This is a genomic window from Methylocystis heyeri (assembly GCF_004802635.2).
Taxonomy (GTDB): Bacteria; Pseudomonadota; Alphaproteobacteria; order Rhizobiales; family Beijerinckiaceae; genus Methylocystis; species Methylocystis heyeri.
In genome coordinates, this window is the sequence record NZ_CP046052.1 from 2,953,901 (window position 1) to 2,977,520 (window position 23,620).

Sequence of the window (23,620 nt, forward strand, 5' to 3'; positions counted from 1 at the left end):
GTACGGCAAATGGATGGAAGTAGTTTCCGGACATCTTCATTTTCATCTTCCTCGTGCGCCTTGGAATTCTATTGGCACAGGGAAATAGGCGAGTAACACACACATCCCGAATATGAGTAATACTGTTATGAGCATCGCTTCCCAATCTTTCGGCATCCACATCTCCCGATCGCTCAACAAACGTTTAAGGAGCATACGCTGACCTCACCGCAACAGGCGATCCGCTGCGCAACCCCGACCAGCTCCGCTGATCGCCTGTTGCTACAATCCGCCCTTTCCGTCACGACTCTGGTCGATCATACGCCGGCAGGCCCCTGCTGAACGCCGCGTTCCGGGCATGGCAGAGGACGCTTCACAAGTGACCGCGAGTCGATTTGGCTTCTGCCAATCAGACTCAGTGACAGCGCTAGACTAACAGAAGACGGCAGGGCTGAACTTTCCCTGCCCCCTTCCGAAATTGCCGCAACAAGCGCCACGCCGCAACAATGGCCAGAATCGTTGTGTTTTCAGCTTTCTGGTTTTGCAACGCCTTCATCAGTGCCGCCACATGGCGGTGGTGCGGTTTTATCCGCAACACTGGAAGCTCCTGTTTTATTGTGGCTTTCCTGACTTGTGGCGTCTGTTGCGCATGTTGCGTCGGGTTCGGGGGCGGGCAGGTAGCGTTTCCATGTGTCTTGGAATGAATCGCGCTTGTATCCCTTCGGCGTAGAACCATCTGCCATGCGGATTGTTGACGACTGAATGCCATAGGGGCGCAGCAGTTCGGCCAGCTTGCGGGCGTCTATCTTCCTGCCCCGAATATCACCCCACGGAGCTTCCTCATCCGCCAGAAGCTTCGCCAACAGATCGGCGGTTGGCAATCGATCCTTGTCGCCGAAGCAGGTTCGAATATCGGCCAGCAACTGGACGGGGAGGGAAGGCCGCTCGTTTACCTTTGCCGACAGCACCGCCTCTATTGCGGCTTGTCTGGCCAAGTCCGGCCACCGGCCGCCTGCAAGCTCTGCGACCGTCAGCAGTGGCCCCCATACATCTGCGCCCCGATCAGCAATGCCATCGGGTAAGGCCGGCTGGGCAGTCTCAGCCAAGCCGGACACGCTTGCCGCCCATGACGCCAGTTCGCCATGCAGGACGCTGGCAGGCTGTTCATGCAGGTGAGGCCGGAAAGCTTCCACTTTCTCACCCTGTCCCCTCCTACGCATCCGCATAATGACCGACCGGCTCATGATCGTATCCGGCAGATCACCAAGGCCACACATGGCAACAGCTGCATAGGTAGAGAAATCTTGAGTAAGGACTTTACCTTTTTCCGTGAAGCATCGCCCCACTGTTGCACCCCGGCGATACCCGGCATTGATCATGCCGCGTAAGTCTTCATTGCCCCTCGCGTTGGGACCGAAGACCGCATCTATCTCATCATAGAGGATAGTGGGCCGGTTATTCTGATCGGCTACCTTGCGTAAAATGTAAGCCGCCGAGGAGTTCACCGAAAGGGCCGGGTTTGGCACGAGCAGCGCCGTGATTTCCAGCACCCGAGATTTTCCGCTTCCTGGCTCCGGGGACAAAACAGCAAGGCGCGGCGTGGAAAACCACGCATCCATGAGGTGCGTGTGAGCAGCCCACAGCACATGCGCAATGCACGCCGTTTCGGACGGATAGTATATAAAGCGACGTGCAAAATCACTGACACGGTTTAGCACGTCCGCGCCGTCGATACCGGCCGCACCGGACGGCTCCACGCGTGGCGCTGCCTCCTCTTCCGTGCTAGGTGAAAATGTCGGACTAGGAGCTTTGGCATCATCGGGGCCGGTAGCTGTTGGCGCAGCTTCGGCCTCTCTCGTCAGGTCGCTACCGTTCACGCGACACCGCCAGTCGCACGTTCGATCAGCGCCTTGATGCTGTCCACCTTGACCAGCCGCCGCGTGCCGATCCGCATAGAAAGCAACTCGCCCTTGGCGAGCATGTCATAGAGTTTCGTTCGTCCGACGCCGAGCATCCTTGCCGCATCGGCAACGGAGCAAAGATATTGTTCATTCATAATCTTCAGTTCCAACTCATCAGTCAGCACACGATTGCGCCGGCTTTCTGCGAGAGCGGACGAACAACTACGAGCTTTGAAGGGAGGCGTCGGCTGGAAAGGGTTGAAAACTAGTTTCCGGCCTTTTGGGGCTTGGAAATGACTTTCATGATCTCGCTTGCACGGTTCCGTATTTCGCTATCGGCAGGAGCATCCCGTTTCTTCAGAATGAACCAGTCGCGCATGATTTTCTCAATCTGCGCTTGCTTTATTCCCTGATCCGTAAAGAGTCCGTCCGGCTTGTTGGCTTCGGCAATAAGATGGATCAGCGCTCCCTCCCAATCCCATTTTCGGGGGCGGCCACCCGTATTCTTCGAGCCAGTGAAATAGGAACGGTGGTTCTCAAGGTTCTGGGATGAACGTTGTCTGACCGCCGCAAATCGTTCACCTGCCACTTTGAGCGTCTCAGGTCGCAGCGGACTTCCACACCCCTGTTCAATCTTTCTTTCCAAGTCCAAGAGATGACCCGCCATGGCATCGTGAACCAGACGGAACGCATCCGGCCCTTCCGAAAGGGCCAAAGCACCGGATATGGCTTCTGGAAGCAATCGGCTGATGTTGTCCTCCGCTGCCCTCACTGCTTCATGGACCATGCTAACGGGGATGACATAATTATCGGAGTAGATTTTCCATATCTGCCTGTCGAACGCTCTCAGAGCGTTCAACCTAAGTTCGCCAAGGAGCAATTTGATTTTTTCAGCCGTATCCATCCGGCCCAATTTGCATGGGCGCGGGCCGGTGTCGATTTCTTTCGATGCAAATACCCGCGAGCTACGCGCAGCGCTCGATGCCAACTTGGAGGACACTTTCGGAAAGCGTGGGGAATAATGTGGGGACGAGTTTTTCATTTATAAAAATAAATAATAGATACAATAAGATATATAAGTAGTTCGGTTCTCGCCTCCCCGCCAGTTATGCGTTCCAAGTAGATGATTTTATTTAACCTATGAACTCGCCTGACCCACGGACGACCCCGATCCAGGCAATGAATTTACGCTTCAAGACAATACAAACTTCTTAGCCCGCGCCAAAAGCTTCAGCCGCCTGAGACTGACTGTTGGCGATGGCAGTCGATGAGGCCGGAGCATATTTCCCGCCAGGGAACCAGCCATGCCCGGTCGGCGATAACGATACGGCCAACGGAGCCTGAAGCAATGGCGACCTTTGCCAACAAGCCTGACGCCGGTTCGGTCGCGACGCGCGCCATAATTTCCAGATTTGTGGTTTTGTCGGCCATGACCGCGCCTCCGCCCGGCTTCATGGATGGATGGACGAAGGACGAGCGGGACAAGTTGTCCGAGGTGTCGTCGATCACAATGGAACGGCACTTTGCACTGAACCGGCTCTGCGGATATGCGCCGTCAAATCGCTGGGACGAGACGCCGACGGATACAGAGCGTTTCCTTATTCGATCGTATGAGCGGCTGTGACGCAAGACGGTCCAGTGCTTCGGTCCGCGGGCCTCTGTCATTTTATTTGCCGGCCCGCGCCGTGAGGGCGTTCCAGGCAGCAAGCGAGTCCATGTAGTCCCGCCAATGTGCGATCTTGCGGTTCTCGATCCTGACCACCGAGCAGAATCGATTGTCATAATGCACGCCCGTCGCGAGGACGGTTCCGTGAACTTCATATTCGATGACGACGACTCGGCCGTCATCCGTCCTGTGGACGATCAGCGCGTCGGCGGATCGAAGCGCTATCATGTCGACATAGCCCCTGAAGGCGGCCATCAGCGTCGTACGCCCCGTGATGATGCGGGGCCAGCCGGGAACCTCGTAGAGCACCTCATAGATGGTGGCGTCGGTAATGACGTCGAAAAAATGCTCGCCGTCGACGAGGTCGCCGAGCGCGCCCCGGATGAGATCGAAATATGGAGCGGCGGGCTCGTAGGCTGCGTATTTCCGGTTGGGCATCCGGCTCTCTCCCAGCGTTCCGCGTGAGTGTCGATAAAACGAGAGCCATGCTTCAAACGCAAGCCGATCTGGCAGGCCATTCCAGATCGGTCGCCCGCCCGCGCGACGAGGGTCTTCCCGCTCTATTACCAGAGCCATCATTGGCTGGAGAGCCGGGCGACGCTCGGAATAAGCTGGAAGTTCAGGCCGGTCGGCGGGAACTGATCAGGTCGCGAACTGCCTGCACGACCGCGGGGAGCGCCATCGGATCTTCGGGCGCCGATACGCCTCGCGCGCGACAGCTGCGGCGGCCTTTATGAGTTCCTTATCTCGCGGCTTGCAATCGGTATGGATTCCTGACGGCGGGCGGCTTCAGAATGCCTTTGTCGACGCGTTTCGCCGCGCAGTCGTAACGCCAAAGGAAACAACGCCATGAGCGCTTCCGCCCTGGTCGAACTGTTCTTCGCATCCTTTGCGATGCTGTGCCTCGCCCGCCTGGTGGTGACGGGCTTTATCGGCGACGCCGAAAACGGCCCCTTCATCGCGAGATGGGGGAGCCGCCCACAGGTAAAACAAAAAAGCCTCCGGTAGTCCCGGCGCCGATGTATCGGAGCCCGGGCCGGCTCCCCGATCTCCTTCCAGCGACCTTCGCTTACTTCCCCTTATAGGCGATACGCCAGATCGCGCCGCCGGCGTCGTCGGTCACGAGCAGCGAACCGTCGGCCGCCACCGCGGGGTCGACAGGGCGACCCCAAACCCGGCTGTCGTCCGCAGCGACGACGAAACCGGTGAGAAAATCCTCATATTCGCCGGTCGGCGCCCCGTCCCTGAAACGCAGCCTCACCACTTTGTAGCCCGTGCGCTTGGAGCGGTTCCATGAACCATGCAAGGCGACGAAGGCGTCGCCCTTATAGCTTTCCGGGAATTGCGCGCCTTCATAGAAGGCTAGTCCCAGCGGCGCGGAATGGGGCTGGAACAATATGTCCGGCGTCGCGATTTCCGCGGAAAGATCCGGTCGCCGTCCTGCGTGGCGAGGATCTTCGTGAGCGCCGATGTAATACCAGGGCCAGCCGTAAAAGGCGGCGGGCTTCACCTTTGTGGCGTAATCGGGCGGCAAGTCGTCGCCGAGCATATCGCGCTCATTGACGACGCACCAGACGTCGCTGGTCCCGGGACGTATCGTGAGGCCCGAACAATTGCGCAGCCCGGTCGCAAAAACGCGTTTGTGGCCGCCTTCGGGGTCGAAAGCCAAGACATCGGCGCGCAGAAGCTCCGAGCCGGCGCTGGCGCCGCGCCCACTGTTTTTTTCAAGGACGGAGGTTTCTTCGGCGGTCGGCTGCGGATGGCCTTCCGCGACATTGGTCTTGGAGCCCACCGCGACATAGAGCGTTCCGGCGTCGGGAGAAAAGACGAGGTCGCGGGTCCAGTGCCCGCCGTCGCCGGGAAGATCGGCGATTTTTTCGCCTTCGCCCAAAGCCTGCGTCTGGCCGGGCCTGTAGGCGTAGCGCAGCAGCTGCGACGGCGTCGAGACGTAGATCCAGCGCGGTTCGGGACCGGGCGGATAGAAGGCGAGGCCCGAGGGGCGTTCGAGCCCGGAGACGAAAACCCGGCCCGGCCCCGGCTGGCCGCCCGGGAAAACGCTGATCTGGCCGCCGTTGCTCTCGACGACGAAGACGTCGCCGTTCGGGGCCACTCTGATCGTTCGCGGCCCCTTCAGCCCGGAGGCGAAGATCTCCGCCGAGAAACCCTCCGGCGTCCTGGGCCAAGCGCCTTCCGGGCGCGGCGCGACTTGCGAGCGGAATGCGGCGAGCTCTCCGGCGAAGGGAGGCGGAAGGTCGCCGGGCGAAATTTTCCGAACCACGCCCGGCGCGTCGGAACGCCAATCGCCGAAGGCTGCGGCGCCCGTAAGGACGCCGCCCGACTGCGCTGAAAACGCTTGCGGCGCCGCCAAGGCCAGCGCAGCGGCGGAAAAGGCCAAGGCGATTGGAAATCTTGCAGTCGGCATGGCCTTATCTTCTCCCGTGAGGCCGTGGCCGGGATCGGCCTCTATGTCGTCACAGACCATTATAGCTATAAATTGAATATGTAAATAGCTTCCAATCTCAATGCACGCACACTGCACGAGCGCCTCTATATCCCCTAATATTGCGCGAATAAAGCCGCAGCTGGCAAAATGCCGATGCCCGTTATAATCATGTTTACTAGACCGATTTGATATGCTTATATCGCGCATCAGCTCCCAGTACCCCGGGGACAATGACGATGGACGCCAGAAAGACGGACATTTCAACGATTTCGACGAGACGCCGCAAAAAAGCTGTCGCCGCCGGCGCCTCGATGCTCGCGCTTTGCGCCTGCGAGGCCCTCGCCGAGCCCAGCGTCTATCCCACCGGAACGACGATCTACGATCCTTCGCGGGCCTATAATTCCTACGTCCTGTTCGCCGGCGGTGACAATGTCTCCCACTTGATCGACCTCACGGGCAAGGTCGTCCACGAGTGGACCTACGGCGGGCAGCCCGTCGCCTTCATCGATCCCGCCCTCGTCGACGGCGCGCGCGGGCATATCTTTGCGACGCTCGAAACCGAGGAAGGCAAAGGCACGGATCTTCTTCCCGGCAGGAGCCAGACCCGCATCGTCAAGCGGGTCGGCGAGATCGACTGGGACGGCAAGCCGGTTTGGGAGTTCGGCCAGAGCGCGCCGGGCGGCCGCGCCCGGCAGCATCACGACATCTCGCGTCTTCCCAATGGCAATACGCTCGTGCTCTCCAACATCGCCTATCCGCTTCCAGGCTTTGCTCAGCCGCAGGTGCTGGACGACGTCGCCTATGAGGTGAATCCGGACGGCGACGTGGTCTGGACCTGGGCGGCCTCCGACCATATCGACGAGATCGGCTTCTCCCCTGAGGAGTTGAAGCTCGTCAAGGCGTCCCCGGACGCAGATTTCCTTCACGTCAATAATCTGAAACCGCTCGGGCCCAACCACTGGTTCGACGAAGGCGACAACCGCTTCGCGCCCGACAATCTGATATTCGACTCGCGCAGCGCCAATTTCATCGCGATCGTCGATCGCAAGACTCGCAAGATCGTATGGACGCTGGGGCCCCATTTCCCGCGGATCGAAGAATACGGCGCCGGCCGCAAGGTCCCGCGGCCAGTGGATCAGATTTCCGGCCAGCACGACGCGCATATCATTCCCAAAGGCCTCCCCGGCGCCGGAAACCTGCTGGTGTTCGACAATCAGGGCGCGGCCGGCTTTCCCCCGGCGCCGACCACATTGACCAGCGGCTCGCGCGTGCTGGAAATCAATCCGGCCACAAAGCAGATCGTCTGGCAATATTCCGCGGCGAGTTCCGGCGCCGCGGGCTGGACCTTTCGCAGCACCCATATCAGCAATGCGCGGCGACTGCCGAACGGCAACACCTTCATCGACGAAGGCCAGATCGGACGGTTTTTCCAGGTGACGCCGGACGGTGAGATCGTCTGGGAATATCTCAACCCCTATCCCCGCCGCGGCAAGGACGCAGAAACCGGCAGAACGACGCTGAACTACAGCGTCTACCGGGCGCAGCCGGTTCCCTACGACTGGGCCCCGCAAGGAACGCCGCATGCGGAGGCGGGCGTAACGCCCCCGGAAAATTCGGCCTTCCACATCACGGCCAGGGAGAAACAGCCGTGATCGCCGGAACGCTAGGTGCGCCAGGCTTTCGCGCCTTTCTTGTCGAGATCGGTCCGCACGCCGTCGGGGTTGTGACGCAGGAAGACGACGGCTTTCGCTTCTGCGCCTTCAAGAACAGGTTTCGCGCGCTCGAAGACCAGTTGTTCGACGACCCCGACGCGGCCCGGAGCGCGGCGCTCGAACTTCACTGCAGCGCCGGGCGCGAGCTTTCCGCGCTGACCTCGCTTGCGACCGGTTGAAACCCGCCGATCGCCCATTCCTCACGGAGAGAAACCTCAAAATGATCAGATCTACTGTCGCTGCGCTTGTTGTTTTGTCCTCCGCCGGGCTCGCGCTCGCCCAAGGGGCTCCGCAGCCGAATGCGGCGCCGGCCCAGTCTCCCCCGCCTCCCCCGGCCCGCGGACCTTCGTTCGACCTCGCGCTGGAAGCCGCCCAGACCGCCCTGGAGGCGGGCAAGGCCGCCGATCAGAAGGTCGCGGTCACGGTGATCGACTCGGCCGGCGTGCTGAAAGCGGTGCTGGTTTCCGACGGAACCGGCCCGCGCGCCGTTCAGAACAGCAACTTCAAGGCCCAGGCCGCGCTCGCCTTCAAGGAGACCTCCGGCGAGCTCGCCGAACAGGTGAAATCCAACAAGGATCTCGCCGAAAAAGTCGCCGCCAACCCCAATTATCTCGCCCGCGCCGGCGCTGTTCTCATCAGGGTCAATGACGAAATCATCGGCGCGATCGGGGTCGGCGGCGCGCGCGGGTCCGACAAGGACGAGCAATATGCGCTCGCCGGGGTCCAGAAAGTACAGGCGCGGCTGAAGTAGCGCCGCGGACTCGGTTCCGCGCCCCGCGACAAAATGGGGCGCGTCACCGGAGCGCATGGCGTTCAAGGCTCAGTTGGCTCTATTGTGGTTCATCGTTTCCTTCCTCCCTCGTGACTGGCGGCCCTTCGGGGCCGCTTTTTTTTGCGCGCGGCTATGGCGGGGGGAACAGAACCGCAGCAACTGCTCGCCCGCGTTGAGCGTCTAGTCGGCGAGCGAAGATCCTGAATGTCGGCTCCCGACGGTTTGGGAAGCTCCCGAACAGGGCGGCGTCGTATGCGCTCCCCGACCAAAGACCGGCCAAAAGCGACAGCTCCCCTCGCGCTTGCCTTCCGCAACGTCAGCTCTAGTTCCAAATTTCAGCGTGCAGCGAGGCCAAAGCAGACGGAAGAACCTAACCGCGAAAGGCGCGTGAGATAACTTCTTTTCACGTTGTAAGTGGGAGTAAGGTCAGCATGCGCGTCGCTCTCGCCATGGTCGCGGTCTTGATCGCCTCGCTGGCCTTCCATTTTGCGAGCCCGTGGCGCGCGACGCCGATCGCCTCGAACTGGGGCTTCATAGACGACACCATGGCGCTGACCTTCTGGATCACCGGAGCCGGCTTCGTCGCGGTCGTATTATTCATGGCCTATTGCCTCTACCGCTCTCGGCACCAGCCCGGCCGGCGGGCGGCCTACGAACCGGAGAAGCGAAAGCTCGAGGCCTGGCTTTCAATCATCACCACGGTTGCAGTGGTCGTGCTGCTCGCCCCAGGCCTAACAGTGTGGGGACAATATATCGAGGCGCCCGCGGGCGCTATGGAGGTCGAAGCGGTCGGCATGCAGTGGAACTGGAGCTTCCGCTTGCCGGGCGACGACAACAAATTGGGCGCGACCGACATTCGCTTCGTCGACAGCGGCAACCCGCTGGGCCTCAACCCGGCCGACCGCAACGGCAAGGACGACCTCATCGTCACGAACGGCGAATTGCACCTGCCTGTCGGCAAACCGGTGAAGGTGCTGTTGCGCTCGATCGACGTTCTTCACGATTTCTACGTGCCGCAGATCCGGGCGAAGATGGATCTGGTGCCGGGCATCGTGAGTTCTCTGTGGTTCACGCCGACCAAGATCGGCGAATTTGACATTCTTTGCGCCGCCTTTTGCGGACTTGGGCATCCGCAAATGCGCGGGAAAATGATCGTCGACACCGACTCCGACTACGCCAGATGGCGAGAGGCCCAGCAGACTTTCGAACAATCGCGGAAGACCGACGCCGATCGCGGCCGGCGGGAGTCCAATCCATGACGGACGGCCGACGGGCGCGCGCAAGAAGACGCGGGAGACACAGTCCATGACCGACGCGACTGCAAGACCCGAGGATGCGGTTCCGCCCGCCGAAACGCCCGAAATGGAGCTGTTCCACCCGCATGGCTGGATCACGCAATACGTCTTCTCCCAGGACGCGAAGATCATTGCGATCCAATATGCCGGCACCGCGATCGGGATCGGTCTGGTCGCGCTCGCGATGTCCTGGATCATCCGCCTGCAGCTGGCGTTTCCCGGCGCCCTGTCCTTCATCGACGCCAATGTCTATTATCAGGCTGTGACCATGCACGGCATGATCATGGTGGTCTACATGCTGACCGCCATCTTTCTCGGCGGGTTCGGCAATTATCTCATTCCCCTCATGGTCGGCGCGCGGGATATGGTGTTTCCCTTCGTCAACATGCTCAGCTATTGGGTTTATCTGCTCGCGACGCTCGTGCTTGCTTCGAGTTTTTTCGTGCCCGGCGGGCCGACTGGCGCCGGCTGGACGCTTTATCCGCCGCAGTCGATTCTCACCGGAACGCCCGGATACGACTATGGCGTCGTCATAATGCTCGCCTCCCTGATTCTCTTCATCATCGGCTTCACGATGGGCGGGCTCAACTATGTCGTGACCGTGCTGCAGGCGCGCACGCGCGGCATGACCTTGATGCGCATGCCGCTCACCGTCTGGGGAATTTTCACTGCTGCAGTCATGGCGCTGCTCGCCTTCCCGGGCCTCTTCGTCGCCTGCGTGATGCTGCTGCTCGACCGCACGCTCGGCACCAGCTTCTTCATGCCCAACATCGTCGAGCTCGGCGAGCACAGGAACTACAACGGCGGCAGCCCGATCCTGTTCCAACATCTGTTCTGGTTCTTCGGGCACCCGGAGGTTTACATCGTCGCGCTGCCGGCCTTCGGCATCGTCTCCGACCTCATCAGCGTTCACGCCCGTAAAAACATCTTCGGCTATCGCATGATGGTCTGGGCGATCATCGCCATCGGCGTGCTGAGCATGGTGGTCTGGGGCCACCATATGTATGTCAGCGGCATGGATCCCTGGTTCGGCTTCTTCTTCGCCGTCACCACGCTGGCGATCGCCATACCGACAGCCCTCAAAGTCTACAATTGGGTGCTGACGCTCTGGAACGCCGATATCCATTTCACGACGCCGATGCTGTTCGCGCTCGGCTTTCTCGTCACCTTCGTGAACGGCGGGATCACCGGTCTCTATCTCGGCAATGTCATCGTCGACGTTCCTCTTTCGGCGACGCTGTTCGTGGTCGCGCATTTCCACATGGTGATGGGCATCGCGCCGGTGCTGGTCATCTTCGGAGCCATATATCACTGGTTCCCCAAAATGACGGGCCGCATGATGGACGAGCGCCTGGGCAAAATCCACTTCTGGATAACGTTCATCGGCGCCTATGCCGTTTTCTTCCCGATGCATTATCTGGGTGTGCTCGGCATCCCGCGCCGCTTTTACGAATTGGGGCAGACCGCGTTCGTGCCTCAGTCCGCATCTGCGCTGAACATATTCATCACCTTCGTCGCGCTTGTCGTCGGCGCTGCGCAGGCGATCTTTTTCTTCAATCTGTTCCGCAGCATCAAATATGGCGCGCCCTCGGGGGGCAATCCTTGGCGCGCCGCGTCGCTGGAATGGCAAACGCCACAGACCCCGCCCGGGCACGGCAACTGGGGCGATGAGCCGCCAATCGTCTATCGCTGGCCGTACGCCTACAGTGTTCCCGGCGCTCCCGAGGATTATCTTCCGCAGAACGCTCCGCCATTGCACGGAGAGCATTCATCATGAGCTTGATGGGCATCTACATCTTTTTCATAGTTTCGATAGCCGTATGGTGGCTGTGGCGGCAGGGCGTCATGCGCTCGCCATGGCTGGAGGAAGGCGAAATCGCCGCTTATCCCGGCGGCTCTCTCTCCCCGCCGCCCGCTGCGAAACTCGGGCTCGGCGTCTTTCTGGCGGTTGCCGGCTGCCTGTTTTCGCTGATGGCCGCGGCCTATTTCATGCGGGCGGGCTCGCCGGACTGGCGGGCGCCGCCGACGCCCGGCATTTTATGGCTGAATACCATGGCGCTCATCGCCAGCAGCGTCACGATTCAACTCGCTGCATTTGAAGCGACGCGGAGCGACCGCAGCAGGCTCGAGTTCCTGCTGGTCGCGAGCGGCGTGCTGTCTTTGGCGTTTCTGCTCGGCCAGATTCAGGCGTGGCGTGAGCTTGTCGACGCCGGCGTCTTTGCATCGAGCAATCCGGCGAGCGCTTTCTTCTATCTGCTTACCGGCGCGCATGGGCTGCATCTCATCGGCGGACTCGCCGCGCTCTCGCTCACGATCCGCCGGGCCTGGACCGAGCAATCGAACGCCGCTCTTGCGGCCAGCGTGGAGCTTTGCGCCGTCTACTGGCATTTTCTGCTGTTCGTCTGGCTGCTGCTCTTTGCAATGCTGGCCGGGAAAGCGGATGCGCTCGGCGTCATCTGCCGGCGGATCCTTTCTTGATCGACCCCTCAAAACCGAGAACGCGATCATGACTGCGGAACCCGTAACGACGACCGATCATCAAGCGCCCCCACGGCCGGAGGGCTTCGCAGGCGCCCTGGCCGACTGGAGTTCCGACCAGCGCTCGTTCAAGACTGCATCCTGGCGCAAAACCATGATGTGGATATTCCTCGTCAGCGATACCTTCATCTTCAGCTGCTTTCTCATCTCCTACATGACGGTGCGTGTTTCGACGACGGTGGAATGGCCGAATCCGAGCGAAATCTTCGCGCTCGAAATCGGGGGGAAAAAAATTCCGCTCATTCTCATCGCGATCATGACCTTCGATCTCATTACGAGTTCCGGCACGATGGCGCTGGCGGTGAATTACGCCTATGCGCGCCAGCGCAGGGCGGCCGCGATCCTGATGGCGCTCACTGCGGTCATCGGGGCCGCCTTTGTCGGGATGCAGGCCTTTGAATGGACGACGCTCATCCATGAGGGCGTGCGTCCCTGGAGCAATCCTTTCGGAGCGCCGCAGTTCGGCTCCTGCTTCTTCATGATTACGGGCTTCCACGGCTTCCATGTGTCGATCGGCGTCATCGCGTTGCTGGTCATCGCGCGCAATGTCTGGCGCGGCGATTACGAGACCGGCAGACGCAGCCCGCTATCGCACCGCAGGGGCGATTATGAAATCGTCGAGGTCATGGGCCTTTATTGGCACTTCGTCGACCTCGTATGGGTGTTTATCTTCGCCTTCTTCTATCTCTGGTGACGACGAGGCAGGCCTATGACATCGACGACCGAAACCGGCACAAAGAGCGTCGCCGAGGAGCAGACCGGCGGCGAGACTGTCTCTGCGCATGCCTACCATGCGGCCGGCGCGCCCCCGAACGCTGCAGCCCATGGCCAACAGCACCCGCTCAGGCTCTATTTTGCCGTATGGATTCTACTGTTCGTGCTGAGCGGCTGCTCCTATGCCGTCGATTATTTCAATTTCCAAGGCTATCTGCGCTGGACGCTGATCATCATTTTCATGCTGCTCAAAGCCGGCGCGATCGTCGCTGTGTTCATGCATATGGCCTGGGAGCGGCTGGCGCTGGTCACGGCCATTTTGCTGCCGCCTCTGGCGGTGCTCGTCTTCATGACGACCATGGCCGTGGAGGGTCACTACACCTATTTTTTGCGTCAGATTTTCTTTGGACCGGGATCTTGAGCATTGCGGGATGGTTCCGATTGGCGAGGCTTCTGCGCCTCGCAGCCAATGGCCGCTTCTGCGGATCGCGAAGCGATTTCGCGCAAGCCGTGTCGGACAGCATTTCGCGTAAGCGTGTCGATTGAAACTGAACCGCATGACGCTAGGTCATGTTAGTGCCTTCGAAGGGATAGGGCCTGTCTTCCAGTCTTCCTAAGGAGCACCTCGATGAGCGAAGAAAGCAGCGGCGCAATGGGACCGAGAGGCGAGTTACGTGAAGTGGTCGGGGTTTTCGGCAGTGTCGACTCCCTCCAGGCCGCAATCGACGGTCTCCTGGTTTCCGGGTTCGATCGGTCGGAAATCAGCCTGCTCGAGGAAGACAAGGTCGTTCGCGCGAGCAGAGGCTCCGAAGGCGCCGTCGACCTCGAGGACGACAACCGGGCGCCGCGCTCGCCCTATATCGAGACCGAGTCGCTCAGCGAAGGCAAGGCTGCGCTCGTCGGCGGGCTGTTCTACATTGGCGCCCTCATGGGCGCCGGCGCCTGGTCAATGAGCAGCGGCGTTTTCTCGAGCCCGATCGTCGCCGGAGCGGTGACGGGCGCGATCGCCGGTTTCGCAGGACTGGGGTTGGCGCTGCTCATCGGAAGACGCCAAGCCAAATGGGCGCGCGCGCAAGTCGAGCGAGGCGGCTTGCTGCTTTGGGTGCGAACATGGACCGAACAGCGCGAACGCGAGGCGATGTCCCTCATGCAGCAAAACGGCGGGCACCATGTGCATGTTCACGCCGTCGCGGTATAACTCGGATCAGGCGGCTCAATTCCATGCGAGCGACGCGCTGGCGCCTGTCGCGGAGTGAAGGTCGGCTCGTTCTCGACGACGAGGTTCGAGTGGAGGCGTCGTCGCCGGCGGCTGCTCGAACAGTTTGGGAAAAGCGTAAAACGCGCTGCTGAAAAAATCTCCCGAAGGCGCACCAGGCGCTTCGTGAGTTAGGGGTTCACGAACTGGAGGCGGTGGTGCTCGGAAAAATCCTCCTTCCAGTCGATCTCACTCAGCCGGAAATGACCAAGCTGGCGATCGATCAGGCCAAGGAGTTGGCAAGCGCTTTCAATTGCGATTTCCGACTCGTCAATGTGCAGTCGCTCATTCCGATCTCGTTTTTCGACTATGTTCCTCAAGATTTCGACAGTCGGATTCGTCAGGGCCTCGAAGAGGAAATCGCCGCCATCGCGCAGGAGATCGGTTGTGGGCCGGACCGCATTTCGACCAAAGTGCTATTTGGGCCGGTTTATCACAAGCTGTTGGAGGAAGCCGAAACCTGGGGCGCCGACCTGATCCTTTTGTGTTCTCACAAGCCGGGCATGGACAGGTTTCTCATCGGCTCCACCGCCGACGCCATCGTGCAGCACGCCAAGTGCTCGGTGTGGGTCGTGCGCGCGGCCAGATGACGGCCTCTTTGATATGTCGAGTTCTCAGATCGCCGGGGCGGCGACGAAGCCTTCCTCCCCACAGCCCTCGCGCAAAGCGGCTTCGTCGGCGTCTTGGATGCTGAAGGAGTCGATGCGAGCGGTAGCCGGCCCGCGCTTTGCCGCCTCAAGGAATTCCGAGACTCTCTCCGCCTCGCCCGCGACCAGCGTCTCGACGGTTCCATCGCGACGGTTGCGGACCCAGCCCGGAAGGCGCAGCCGGCCCGCCTCCCTTGCGACGAAGACGCGATAGCCGACGTTCTGCACCTCGCCACGAACGATTATTCTGGCGAAGCGCTTCCCTGTGATTTCCCGGCTCGTCGTCATCCTCTCCGCCTCGCGTTTTGATCTCTGCACCCGCACTTCGGAACCGGAGCAGTTCCCAAAAAGTGCGAAGCGGTCTTTGGAAAAGAACATGCTCCGTCAATGAGATTTGGAGCGCATCCGACTGCGTTTGAGCCGAACGCGCTAGGTCAGCGCCTCGCGCGCGGTGCGCCGCAAGCGGCGCCAGCCCAGCACGACGGCGCTCGCAGCCAGCGCGAGGCCGAAGGAAACCCAGACGATCATCCAGGCGTTCCACAGCCAGATCTGGCGGAACCAGCCGAAATCCCAGTGATGAACGGCGGAATAAAGCCAGCGATAGGCCCGCCGGCTGTCGTCGAATTTGGCGAGCAGGCGCCCGTCGACCGGATCGATGTAGAGGGAGGTGTTCCCGGCGTCGGCGAGATCGACCCGCAGCACGGGAAGCGGCTTGTCCGCGGCGGCCTGTCGATGACCCGGATAATAATAGCTGTCGTAAACCTGCAAGAGCTCATGGCCGGCGAGCCTGGTTTCGCCGGCGAGACGCTGGGCCGCGGCGAACAACGCGGCCTCGGAAAAGGTCCCCGCCGTTCCGGAAATGGGAAGCGCCCGCCGCGCGCCGTCGCGCGAGACCGCAAACAGCGTCGCCTCTTCGCCGACACGGCTCCATTGCAATTCGACGACATCGGGGTCGAGCGTAAATTGCGCGTCGGGTTTCCAGTCCGCGACGATCGTGGACTCCGGTCCGCCGCGATAGCGCGACAACTCGTCGGGGCTGGCCGCGGCAGACGAAAAGATCTGCCCCGGATTGGTGGAAAGAAACCCGCTCGCCGCCCACAGCAGGGCGAAAGTCCCGCCGATCAGGCCGGCCCAGAAATGATATTTGAACCAGAACTCCCGGAACGGCTGAGTGCGGCCGCCGGAATAGGTCGGCCTGCCGAAATAGCCCGGTCGCCACCGGATAAAGCCGAGGATCATCCCGGTCAAAGCGCCGAATGCAGCGAAGAACCCGGCATAGGTGAGCACGTCGCGGCGATATTCTCCGACGCCGAGCGCGTCGAGCCAGCGAAAGAGATGCAGCCAGGCGCCGGCATAGGCGACAGCGCGGCCGGCGCGCGTCGTAAGCTGAACCACTTCGCCCGTTCGTTCGGACACCACCGCCTGCGAGCCGGCGCCGTCTTCTATTGCGATGCGGTGAAACGGCTTCAAAGCATCGGCGTTGCGCAAACCCACCACTGCGTCGACCGTGTCGCTGTAGGAGAGCTGTAAAGACGCCGGCGCCGCAAGCCAGCTGCGCACGATCCTTTCGGCCTGCGCCGCCGAGACGTCGAGGACGGCGCCGTCGAGCGCGGAAATCGCTCGGCGCCGGCCGCCTTCGGCCTCGACGATCCAGGCCGGCGCGCCATCGATGCGGGTCAGGCGCGCATCCACCACAGCGCCGTCGCCCCGGGATCTACCCGCTCCATGTTCGTGCATGGGCGCAGCGGAGACTTTCGGCGCAGCGGCGCGCCCCTCCGCCGAAACATGGGCGGCGGCGCTGAGCTTCAGCGCCTGCCCGAGCGACAGCCATCCCTCCTGCGGCGCGAGGCTGGAGGCGTGCAAAAGCTGTTCGCTGCGCGTCGACGGCGGACCGCCGACAAGGGCGATCACCAGGCCCGAGGAAAACCATCCCAGCATGAAAATCGCCAGCGCTACGCCGAACCAGCGATGGGTGAAGGTAAGCAGGCCGAACATCAGCGATCCGTGGGGTTAATCAGGTAGAAAGCGCCGCCGCGCGGGATCTGAAAAGCCCGCTGGTCCGCGCGGCTCTGCATATCAGATGCGGGGGCGAAATATTTGCCTGCGCCTTGTCCGGCTTTTCCGGCCCGTCTCATATCCCCTCTCCGGCGTCGGAAAACGCCGCGGCGCCGGCCGCATCGGAGGGGAAGATTCGCGCTCTCGAAAGCGACAGGGGAACGCGTTCCCCGAGCGTGGCCGCATCTTCGATCGACGAGTCGATTTCCAGAGTCTGGTTGTAGCCGTCGATCGAAATGGTGGCCCGAACGCCCGAGGGCGTCCGACGGAGATTTTCGACGCGGCCCTCGATTTCACCGCCCCCGTCGGCGGCGATGGCGATGTCCGCCGGACGAAAGAACACGCGAGCCGGACCGTTGTCGAGCCCGTTGGCGTCGACATGGATTTCGCGATCGCCGAAAACGACGCGCCCGTTTGCGACCTTCACGGGAAGCGCCACCGCCTCGCCGACGAAGGAGATGACGAAGGGCGAAGCCGGCTTGTCGTAGAGTTCTTCGGGAGCGCCGACCTGCTCGATCTGTCCCTGGTTCAACACCACGACCCGGTCGGCGAGCTCCATGGCTTCGTCCTGATCATGGGTGACGAAAACGGTGGTGAGGCCGGTTTTCTTGTGAATGTCGCGCAGCCACCGCCGCAGATCCTTACGCACCCGGGCGTCGAGCGCGCCGAAGGGTTCGTCCAGCAGCAGCACGCGCGGTTCGATCGCCAGCGCGCGCGCAAGCGCCACACGCTGGCGCTGACCGCCCGAAAGCTGGACGGGATAGCGCCGATCAAGGCCTTCGAGCTGCACGAAAGCGAGCAATTCCTTGACGCGATCCGCAATCGCCGCCCGCGACGGCCGCTCGCGGCGCGGTCGCACCCGCAGACCATAGGCGATGTTGTCCGCAACCGTCATATGCTTGAACAAAGCGTAGTTCTGGAACACGAAGCCGACGCGCCGATCCTGCACGCGCAGATTGGTGGCGTCCTCGCCGTTGAAGAGAACGCGGCCGCGATCTGGCGTATTGAGGCCGGCGATCACGCGCAGCAGGGTTGTCTTGCCCGACCCCGAAGGACCGAGCAAAGCGACGAGTTCTCCAGGCTTGATATCGAGCGTGACGTTGCGCAGCGCCGGAAAGGCGCCGAAGTCCTGCTCGACGCCCTCGATGCGGATTGCCGAACCCTGCGCGCCCTCAATGGCGCCCGCCGTGTCCGGCAAGCTCGCCGGCGTGGCGCCATTCGAGAAAGGTCTTGAGTCCGAGGGTGACGAGCGCCAGGCTCGCCAGAAGAACAGCGAGGGCGAAAGCGGCGACGTTGTTATACTCATTGTAGAGAATCTCCACCTGGAGAGGCATGGTGTTGGTCATTCCGCGGATATGTCCGGAGACGACGGACACCGCGCCGAATTCGCCCATCGCGCGCGCATTGCAGAGCAGCACGCCATAAAGCAGTCCCCATTTGACGTTGGGCAATGTGACGGTGAGAAATGTCCGCAGGCCCGAAGCGCCGAGCGTCAGCGCCGCTTCCTCCTCCACCGGGCCCTGTTCCTGCATCAGCGGAATGAGCTCGCGCGCGACGAAGGGGAATGTGACGAAGACGGTCGCCAGCACGATGCCCGGCACCGCGAAGACGACGCGTACGCCATGGGCGTTCAGCCAATCCCCGAACAGTCCCTGCGCCCCGAAGACGAGCATATAAACAAGTCCCGAAACCACCGGCGAAACCGAGAAGGGCAGGTCGATCAGCGTGATCAGCAGGCTTTTGCCGGGAAAGGAGAATTTGGCGATCGACCAGGCCGCCGCGAGGCCGAACGAGAGATTGGCCGGAACCGTGATCGAGGCGACGATCAGGGTTAGCAGGATCGCCGCCTGCGCGTCGGGATCCGAGAAACTCTCGAGGAATTTCCCCGCGCCCTTGGCGAAGGCCTCCGTAAACACGACGGCCAGCGGCGCAAACAGGAACATGGCGAGAAAGAGAATGGCGACGCCGGTGAGCGCATAGCGCGCAAGCGGCGGGTCCTGCGTCGCCGAACGCGCTCCCGAGCGCTGCGCCGGCGCGCGCGTCAGGATGGGCGCGGTGAGATCAGACATGTCCGAACCTCCTGCGGCTCCAGGCCTGGACGAGATTGATCGCGAGGAGAGAACCAAAGGAAATCGCGAGCATGATAGTCGCGATGCCGGTCGCGCCGGCGTAGTCATATTGTTCGAGCTTCACGATGATCAGCAGCGGCGCGATCTCCGAAACATAGGCGATGTTGCCGGCGATGAAGATCACCGATCCGTATTCGCCGACCGCGCGCGCAAAGGCGAGCGCGAAGCCCGTCAGCAGGGCCGGAACCAGCGGCGGCAGCAACACGCTGCGGACCGTACGCCAGCGCGAGGCGCCCAGCGTCGCCGAGGCCTCTTCCAGCTCCACCTCCAGCTCCGCGATGATCGGCTGCACGGTTCGCACGATGAAGGGCAGCCCGACGAAAATGAGCGCGACATAGATGCCGAGCCGCGTGAAGGCGACCTTGACGCCGATCTCCGCGAGCGGCGCGCCGAACCAGCCGTTGGGGGCATAAAGAGCGGCGAGCGAAATGCCCGCCACCGCCGTCGGCAGCGCAAAGGGAAGATCGACGAAGGCGTCGAAGACGCGCCGGCCGGGGAAGGCGTAGCGCGTCAGCACCCAGGCGACCACGAGGCCGAAGAAGAGATCCGTGACCGCCGCCAGGAAGGAGATCAGAAAGGTGGTCTGGAGACCCGCGGCGACGCGGGGCTCCGTTGCGACTGCGATCAATCCCGACAGGCCCAGCCCCGAAGAACGCCAGACCAGCGTCGAGAGCGGAAACAGAACCAGCAGCGTAAGATAGAACAGCGTGAAGCCGAAGGTGAGACGAAACCCCGGGATGACGCTCGGCGCCGGAAAGGAGCCGAGCCCGCCCCGCTGCGCGAGCGAACTCATTTGCCCGCGCCCTGCTTCTGGATCTCGTCGAACACGCCGCCGTCGGCGAAATGCTTCTGCTGGGCCGCGGCCCAGCCGCCGAAAACGCCGTTCACCGTGAAGAATTCGATCTTCGGAAACAGGGCGAGGTCCTTCTTGTCGGCTTCTTCGGGATGCGCCGGACGATAGAAGTTCTTGGCGATGATCTTTTGCGCCGCAGGCGTATAAAGGAAGTTCAGATAGGCCTCGGCGGCCTTGCGATTGCCGTCGGCGTCGACATTCTTGTCGACCAGCGCGACCGGCGGCTCCGCGAGAACCGAGACCGGCGGAGAGACGATCTCGAATTTATCGGCCCCGAATTCCTGCAGAGCGAGATAAGCTTCGTTCTCCCAGGCGATCAGCACATCGCCGAGGCCCCGCTGCGTGAAGGTGATGGTGGAGCCGCGAGCGCCGGTGTCGAGGACGGGCGCGTTCTTGTAGATCGCCTTTACGAATTCCTTGGTCTTGTCCTCGTCGCCATTGAATTTCTTCAGCCCGTAGCCCCAGGCGCCCAAATAGTTCCAGCGCGCTCCGCCGGAGGTTTTCGGGTTGGGCGTGATCACCGCGACGCCCGGCCTCGCGAGATCGTCCCAATTATGAACGCCCTTGGGATTGCCCTTGCGCACAAGGAAGACGATCGTCGACGTATAGGGAGAGGAATTGTTGGGGAGACGCTTCTGCCAGTCTGCGGGAATCTTTCCCGTCTTGGATGAAATCGCATCGATGTCGGCGGCGAGCGCCAGGGTCACGACATCGGCGGCGAGTCCATCGATCACGGCGCGCGCCTGCGCTCCCGAGCCGCCGTGCGACGCCTGGATCTGGAGAGTCTCTCCGGTCTTGGCTTTCCACTCCGCGGCGAAGGCGGGGTTGATCGCTTTATAAAGCTCCCGGGTCGGGTCGTAGGATACGTTCAGCAGCGTCGTCGCAGCCTGCGCGGCGGCCCCGCAGAAAACAGCGGTCGCCGCTGCGGCGACAAGAAGACGATGGAAAAGGTTGCGGCGGCCTGAGAGCATTCCTGAGGGCTTCCATGTTTGGGTTCTGGACTTGTATATTAATTCAATAGACTATGTAATCTTTATTTTGTCAACATCGCGGCGGCGCTGAGCCGGCTGGACCGAAAGGGAAACATGATCGATTGGAATTCAGCGCTTTATCTGAAATTCGAACGCGAGCGCACCCGCGCGGCGCGCGATCTCCTGTCCCGCATTCCGTCCTTCGAGCCCGAAACGGTCTATGACCTCGGATGCGGACCGGGAAACAGCACCGAATTGCTCGCGGCGGCTTTTCCGAGGGCGGAAATCATCGGCGTCGACTATTGCGAGGAAATGCTCGAGGTCGCCCGCAGGAAGACGCCCGGCGCCCTGTTTCTGAACCAGAACATCGAAGATTGGCGCCCCGACCGGAAGGTCGGGCTGATTTTCTCCAACGCCGCATTGCATTTCGTGGCCGATCACGAGCGCCTGATGCCGCGGCTGATGTCTTATTTGACAGAGGGCGGCCGGCTCGCCGTGCAAATGCCTCACAACATCCATGAGGTTTCACATGCGCTCATGCGCATGGTGGCGGCGGAAGGGCCATGGGCCGACCGGCTGATTCCGATCGCAAAATCGCGCCCCGTGATCGGAACGATCGAAGACTATTACCGTCTGCTCGCGCCCGCGAGCGCCTGCTTTGAAAGCTGGCAGACCACCTATGTTCACCCGCTCGACGGGGCCAGAGGGATCGTAGAATGGTTTGAAGGCTCGGGGCTTCGGCCTTTTCTGGAACCCCTCAGCCCATGGGAGCGCGAAAGCTTCCTCGTCCGCTACGAGAAGGAACTCGCAGCCGCCTATCTGGCGCAGCCCGACGGCAAGCTCCTGCTGCGCTATCCGCGGCTGTTTTTCGTCGCCGGACGATAGAGGCGGGAGCCCCTGTCGCCCCCCGGCGGCGATGTTTCCGGCGGCGACGCGGCGACGGGCCGAAAGCGGGAGCGCGCTGAGCGCCCCCGCCCCCGATTGCCGAAAAGCCCGCCGGCGCTCCTTGCCGGTCGATCAGCCCTTATTTGCCGCGCAGCGCCGAGAAGGGCGGCGGGGCGGTCACGGGCATATATTGCAGGTTGAGGTTGCCGACGCCGGCCGAAACATTGAGGCCGGTGCCGACCGAGACCGAAAGCGGCTGAAGCGAGATCGTATTGTTGGAGCCGCCGACGAGAACGGCGCCGCCGGCGCCCGCCCCGACGGCGACGGAGCCTTGCGCCCCCGCATAATCGCCCGCCAGCGCGCCCGGACCGAGCTGATTGGTCGCGGCGACGACCGCCCACACCATCTTGCCCGGACCGCTTATGCCGATATTGGCGCCGACATTGGTCAGCCGCCCGATGTAATGGGAAGGCGGTCCGCCTGCCTGGTTCTTGAACACGCAATCGAGCGCCTGGTTTTCAATCAGGATCATCCCGACGCCCCCGGAGAGATGGCACTGGAGCGCACCCACTCTGGAGGATTGGGCGAGGCTCGCGGCAGGAGCCAGCATTGCGGATAAAGTGGCGGCGTAAAGCGCCAGCCTAAGCAAATTCTTGGACATTTTTCCTCCCCGGTCTGAATCAGACGCGGTTCAACTGCGACGATAGAGTTTCGCGCCGGCCTCTGCGTTTAGCTATGCGACCACGCGCCGCAGCATCGCGCCCGACCGGCCAGCGGCCTCGAGAGGCGCTCCGGTCATCGAGCCGCCGCTTGTCGATCGACGCCAGCCCGCCATATTCGCCGTGGAAAATTGGCGCGGCGACAGACATCGAACAGCCCTTTTTCCAAAGCAGAGTCCCGCGCGGCGCCCGACCGGCCTGCGCGCAGACAAACGCGAAGCGCAGCCGGATCGGTCGGCCGCCAAACCCGTCGCAGAAGCCAGTCGAGATGCCGCTCTGGTGCGAGTTCTGCTTGGACGGAACCGTTCCAGCGGTCGGAAATGACGTCATATAAAGTGGATGTGCCGCATTCTTGGAGCGAGAGCCTGTCAACTTTTGCGGAATGCGCTAAGACGGGCGGACGAGGGCCGCTCCCGAGCATACCGAGCGCGAGCATACCGGCGAGCAGAAGTGGAGAAACCTTGGTGAACGTAACTCCGATTTTAGACGCCTTCGCCACTCCGCCGGTTACGCGCCTGATTCGCGCGCTGGCGGGACTGTGCGTCGGCGTAATTACGGTTCTGTCTTTGCTCCCGGGAGACGAACGGCCGCACACCGGCATGCCGGGGCAGTTAGAACATTTCTGCGCCTACGCGGGCACGGGTTTCCTTTTTGGACTGGGCTTCGCCAACAGCAGGCGAATTCGTATCATGATCTGGGGCGGGATGACGGCGGCCAGCGTGGCTTTCGAAGGGCTGCAATTTTTCGTTCCGGGTCGCTCGCCCAGCCTTGTCGACGCGCTCGCGAGCACGCTCGGCCTCAGCTTTGGTCTCGTCGCGGCGGCCCTGATGTTTCCAATCTTGAAAAGATGGCTCGAATTTGCGCTCAGGCGGTAGAGCATGTTCCCAAAAAGCGCGAAGCGCTTTTTGGGAAAAGAACATGCTCCGTCAATAAGTTCTGGAGCGTGTTCGACTGCGTTTGAACCGAACGCGCGCCAGGGCGCAGGTTTTGACCCGATCAAAACCGGCGCTCCGGGTTATTGATTTACCGCATTGCGCGAGCCGTCGGCTGTTTCCGCCCGGTCGAGAAATGCGCCAGCTTCATCGC

At 61.8% G+C, this 23,620-nt stretch carries 26 protein-coding genes; 13 read left to right on the forward strand and 13 right to left on the reverse strand.

The genetic code is table 11. The annotated features are described in order from the left end of the window. Positions 1-506: 506 nt before the first annotated feature. The 5 genes from H2LOC_RS21600 to H2LOC_RS13480 all read right to left on the reverse strand — a co-directional run bounded on the left by H2LOC_RS21600 (position 507) and on the right by H2LOC_RS13480 (position 3,984). The gene (locus H2LOC_RS21600; protein ID WP_202620461.1) at positions 507-1,856 is read right to left on the reverse strand and encodes a DUF3631 domain-containing protein; all 1,350 of its coding nucleotides are present in this window, start codon (positions 1,854-1,856) and stop codon (positions 507-509) included. After that, complete coding sequence (locus H2LOC_RS13465; RefSeq protein ID WP_202620462.1) at positions 1,853-2,065, reverse strand: helix-turn-helix domain-containing protein; 213 nt, start codon at positions 2,063-2,065, stop codon at positions 1,853-1,855. The genes H2LOC_RS21600 and H2LOC_RS13465 overlap by 4 nt, the downstream gene beginning before the upstream one ends. A gap of 80 nt (positions 2,066-2,145) precedes the next feature. After that, positions 2,146-2,784 carry a hypothetical protein gene (locus tag H2LOC_RS13470; RefSeq protein ID WP_202620463.1) on the reverse strand — a complete coding sequence of 213 codons (639 nt, stop codon included), beginning with the start codon at positions 2,782-2,784 and terminating at the stop codon, positions 2,146-2,148. 326 nt (positions 2,785-3,110) lie between these two features. Continuing rightward, on the reverse strand, positions 3,111-3,311 hold the full coding sequence (locus tag H2LOC_RS13475) for a hypothetical protein (protein WP_136496848.1): 201 nt from the start codon (positions 3,309-3,311) through the stop codon (positions 3,111-3,113). A 235-nt stretch (positions 3,312-3,546) separates the two neighbouring features. Continuing rightward, positions 3,547-3,984: a nuclear transport factor 2 family protein gene (locus H2LOC_RS13480; protein WP_136496849.1), complete on the reverse strand. Its 438-nt coding sequence runs from the start codon at positions 3,982-3,984 to the stop codon at positions 3,547-3,549. A gap of 411 nt (positions 3,985-4,395) precedes the next feature. Between H2LOC_RS13480 and H2LOC_RS13485 the strand changes: the two genes are divergently transcribed. Continuing rightward, positions 4,396-4,554: a hypothetical protein gene (locus H2LOC_RS13485; protein WP_154331667.1), complete on the forward strand. Its 159-nt coding sequence runs from the start codon at positions 4,396-4,398 to the stop codon at positions 4,552-4,554. 61 nt (positions 4,555-4,615) lie between these two features. Here the strand turns inward: H2LOC_RS13485 and H2LOC_RS13490 are convergent, their stop codons facing one another. After that, on the reverse strand, positions 4,616-6,028 hold the full coding sequence (locus H2LOC_RS13490; RefSeq protein ID WP_246206835.1) for a PQQ-dependent sugar dehydrogenase: 1,413 nt from the start codon (positions 6,026-6,028) through the stop codon (positions 4,616-4,618). Positions 6,029-6,225: 197 nt separating this feature from the next. On the opposite strand from H2LOC_RS13490, the gene H2LOC_RS13495 reads away from it, so the two are divergent. The 10 genes from H2LOC_RS13495 (at position 6,226) to H2LOC_RS13540 (ending at position 14,865) form a co-directional block, all read left to right on the forward strand. After that, positions 6,226-7,641 (forward strand): aryl-sulfate sulfotransferase, encoded by a 1,416-nt coding sequence (locus H2LOC_RS13495; RefSeq protein WP_202620464.1) that lies wholly within the window; start codon positions 6,226-6,228, stop codon positions 7,639-7,641. After that, positions 7,638-7,880 (forward strand): hypothetical protein, encoded by a 243-nt coding sequence (locus H2LOC_RS13500; RefSeq protein ID WP_246206836.1) that lies wholly within the window; start codon positions 7,638-7,640, stop codon positions 7,878-7,880. Before H2LOC_RS13495 ends, H2LOC_RS13500 begins: the two co-directional genes overlap by 4 nt. Before the next feature lie 41 nt (positions 7,881-7,921). Continuing rightward, on the forward strand, positions 7,922-8,452 hold the full coding sequence (locus tag H2LOC_RS13505) for a GlcG/HbpS family heme-binding protein (protein ID WP_136496850.1): 531 nt from the start codon (positions 7,922-7,924) through the stop codon (positions 8,450-8,452). Between the two features lie 452 nt (positions 8,453-8,904). Then, positions 8,905-9,732 carry a cytochrome c oxidase subunit II gene (locus tag H2LOC_RS13510; RefSeq protein WP_136496851.1) on the forward strand — a complete coding sequence of 276 codons (828 nt, stop codon included), beginning with the start codon at positions 8,905-8,907 and terminating at the stop codon, positions 9,730-9,732. A 46-nt stretch (positions 9,733-9,778) separates the two neighbouring features. Next, on the forward strand, positions 9,779-11,545 hold the full coding sequence (locus H2LOC_RS13515; protein WP_136496852.1) for a cytochrome c oxidase subunit I: 1,767 nt from the start codon (positions 9,779-9,781) through the stop codon (positions 11,543-11,545). Beyond that, positions 11,542-12,246 carry a cytochrome c oxidase subunit 3 gene (locus tag H2LOC_RS13520; protein ID WP_136496853.1) on the forward strand — a complete coding sequence of 235 codons (705 nt, stop codon included), beginning with the start codon at positions 11,542-11,544 and terminating at the stop codon, positions 12,244-12,246. Before H2LOC_RS13515 ends, H2LOC_RS13520 begins: the two co-directional genes overlap by 4 nt. 28 nt (positions 12,247-12,274) lie before the next feature. Continuing rightward, the gene (locus H2LOC_RS13525; RefSeq protein WP_136496854.1) at positions 12,275-13,000 is read left to right on the forward strand and encodes a heme-copper oxidase subunit III family protein; all 726 of its coding nucleotides are present in this window, start codon (positions 12,275-12,277) and stop codon (positions 12,998-13,000) included. Positions 13,001-13,015: 15 nt separating this feature from the next. Then, positions 13,016-13,441: a cytochrome C oxidase subunit IV family protein gene (locus H2LOC_RS13530; RefSeq protein WP_136496855.1), complete on the forward strand. Its 426-nt coding sequence runs from the start codon at positions 13,016-13,018 to the stop codon at positions 13,439-13,441. Between the two features lie 207 nt (positions 13,442-13,648). Next, a complete protein-coding gene (locus tag H2LOC_RS13535) occupies positions 13,649-14,218 on the forward strand; it encodes a hypothetical protein (RefSeq protein WP_136496856.1) in 570 nt (189 codons plus the stop codon). A gap of 215 nt (positions 14,219-14,433) precedes the next feature. Next, a complete protein-coding gene (locus tag H2LOC_RS13540) occupies positions 14,434-14,865 on the forward strand; it encodes a universal stress protein (protein ID WP_136496857.1) in 432 nt (143 codons plus the stop codon). Positions 14,866-14,889: 24 nt separating this feature from the next. Here H2LOC_RS13540 and H2LOC_RS13545 read toward each other — a convergent pair whose 3' ends face one another. The 6 genes from H2LOC_RS13545 to H2LOC_RS13570 all read right to left on the reverse strand — a co-directional run bounded on the left by H2LOC_RS13545 (position 14,890) and on the right by H2LOC_RS13570 (position 20,930). After that, on the reverse strand, positions 14,890-15,210 hold the full coding sequence (locus tag H2LOC_RS13545) for an acylphosphatase (protein WP_136496858.1): 321 nt from the start codon (positions 15,208-15,210) through the stop codon (positions 14,890-14,892). Between the two features lie 141 nt (positions 15,211-15,351). Then, positions 15,352-16,917, reverse strand: a complete 1,566-nt coding sequence (locus tag H2LOC_RS13550) for a PepSY domain-containing protein (protein WP_136496859.1) — start codon at positions 16,915-16,917, stop codon at positions 15,352-15,354. A 136-nt stretch (positions 16,918-17,053) separates the two neighbouring features. Continuing rightward, positions 17,054-18,175, reverse strand: a complete 1,122-nt coding sequence (locus tag H2LOC_RS13555; protein WP_136496860.1) for a sulfate/molybdate ABC transporter ATP-binding protein — start codon at positions 18,173-18,175, stop codon at positions 17,054-17,056. Then, positions 18,150-19,046 (reverse strand): sulfate ABC transporter permease subunit CysW, encoded by an 897-nt coding sequence (cysW, locus tag H2LOC_RS13560; RefSeq protein WP_136496861.1) that lies wholly within the window; start codon positions 19,044-19,046, stop codon positions 18,150-18,152. The genes H2LOC_RS13555 and cysW overlap by 26 nt, the downstream gene beginning before the upstream one ends. Next, entirely contained in the window at positions 19,039-19,899 is an 861-nt protein-coding gene (gene cysT, locus H2LOC_RS13565; RefSeq protein WP_136496862.1) for a sulfate ABC transporter permease subunit CysT, read from the reverse strand. The genes cysW and cysT overlap by 8 nt, the downstream gene beginning before the upstream one ends. Further along, entirely contained in the window at positions 19,896-20,930 is a 1,035-nt protein-coding gene (locus H2LOC_RS13570) for a sulfate ABC transporter substrate-binding protein (protein ID WP_136496863.1), read from the reverse strand. The genes cysT and H2LOC_RS13570 overlap by 4 nt, the downstream gene beginning before the upstream one ends. A 114-nt stretch (positions 20,931-21,044) precedes the next feature. Between H2LOC_RS13570 and tam the strand changes: the two genes are divergently transcribed. Further along, positions 21,045-21,815, forward strand: coding sequence for a trans-aconitate 2-methyltransferase (tam, locus tag H2LOC_RS13575; protein WP_136496864.1), 771 nt, complete (start codon positions 21,045-21,047; stop codon positions 21,813-21,815). A 139-nt stretch (positions 21,816-21,954) separates the two neighbouring features. Here the strand turns inward: tam and H2LOC_RS13580 are convergent, their stop codons facing one another. Then, positions 21,955-22,476 carry a DUF992 domain-containing protein gene (locus H2LOC_RS13580; protein ID WP_136496865.1) on the reverse strand — a complete coding sequence of 174 codons (522 nt, stop codon included), beginning with the start codon at positions 22,474-22,476 and terminating at the stop codon, positions 21,955-21,957. 522 nt (positions 22,477-22,998) lie between these two features. Here H2LOC_RS13580 and H2LOC_RS13585 point away from each other — a divergent pair. Continuing rightward, the gene (locus H2LOC_RS13585; protein WP_136496866.1) at positions 22,999-23,409 is read left to right on the forward strand and encodes a VanZ family protein; all 411 of its coding nucleotides are present in this window, start codon (positions 22,999-23,001) and stop codon (positions 23,407-23,409) included. The last annotated feature ends 211 nt before the right edge of the window (positions 23,410-23,620 follow it).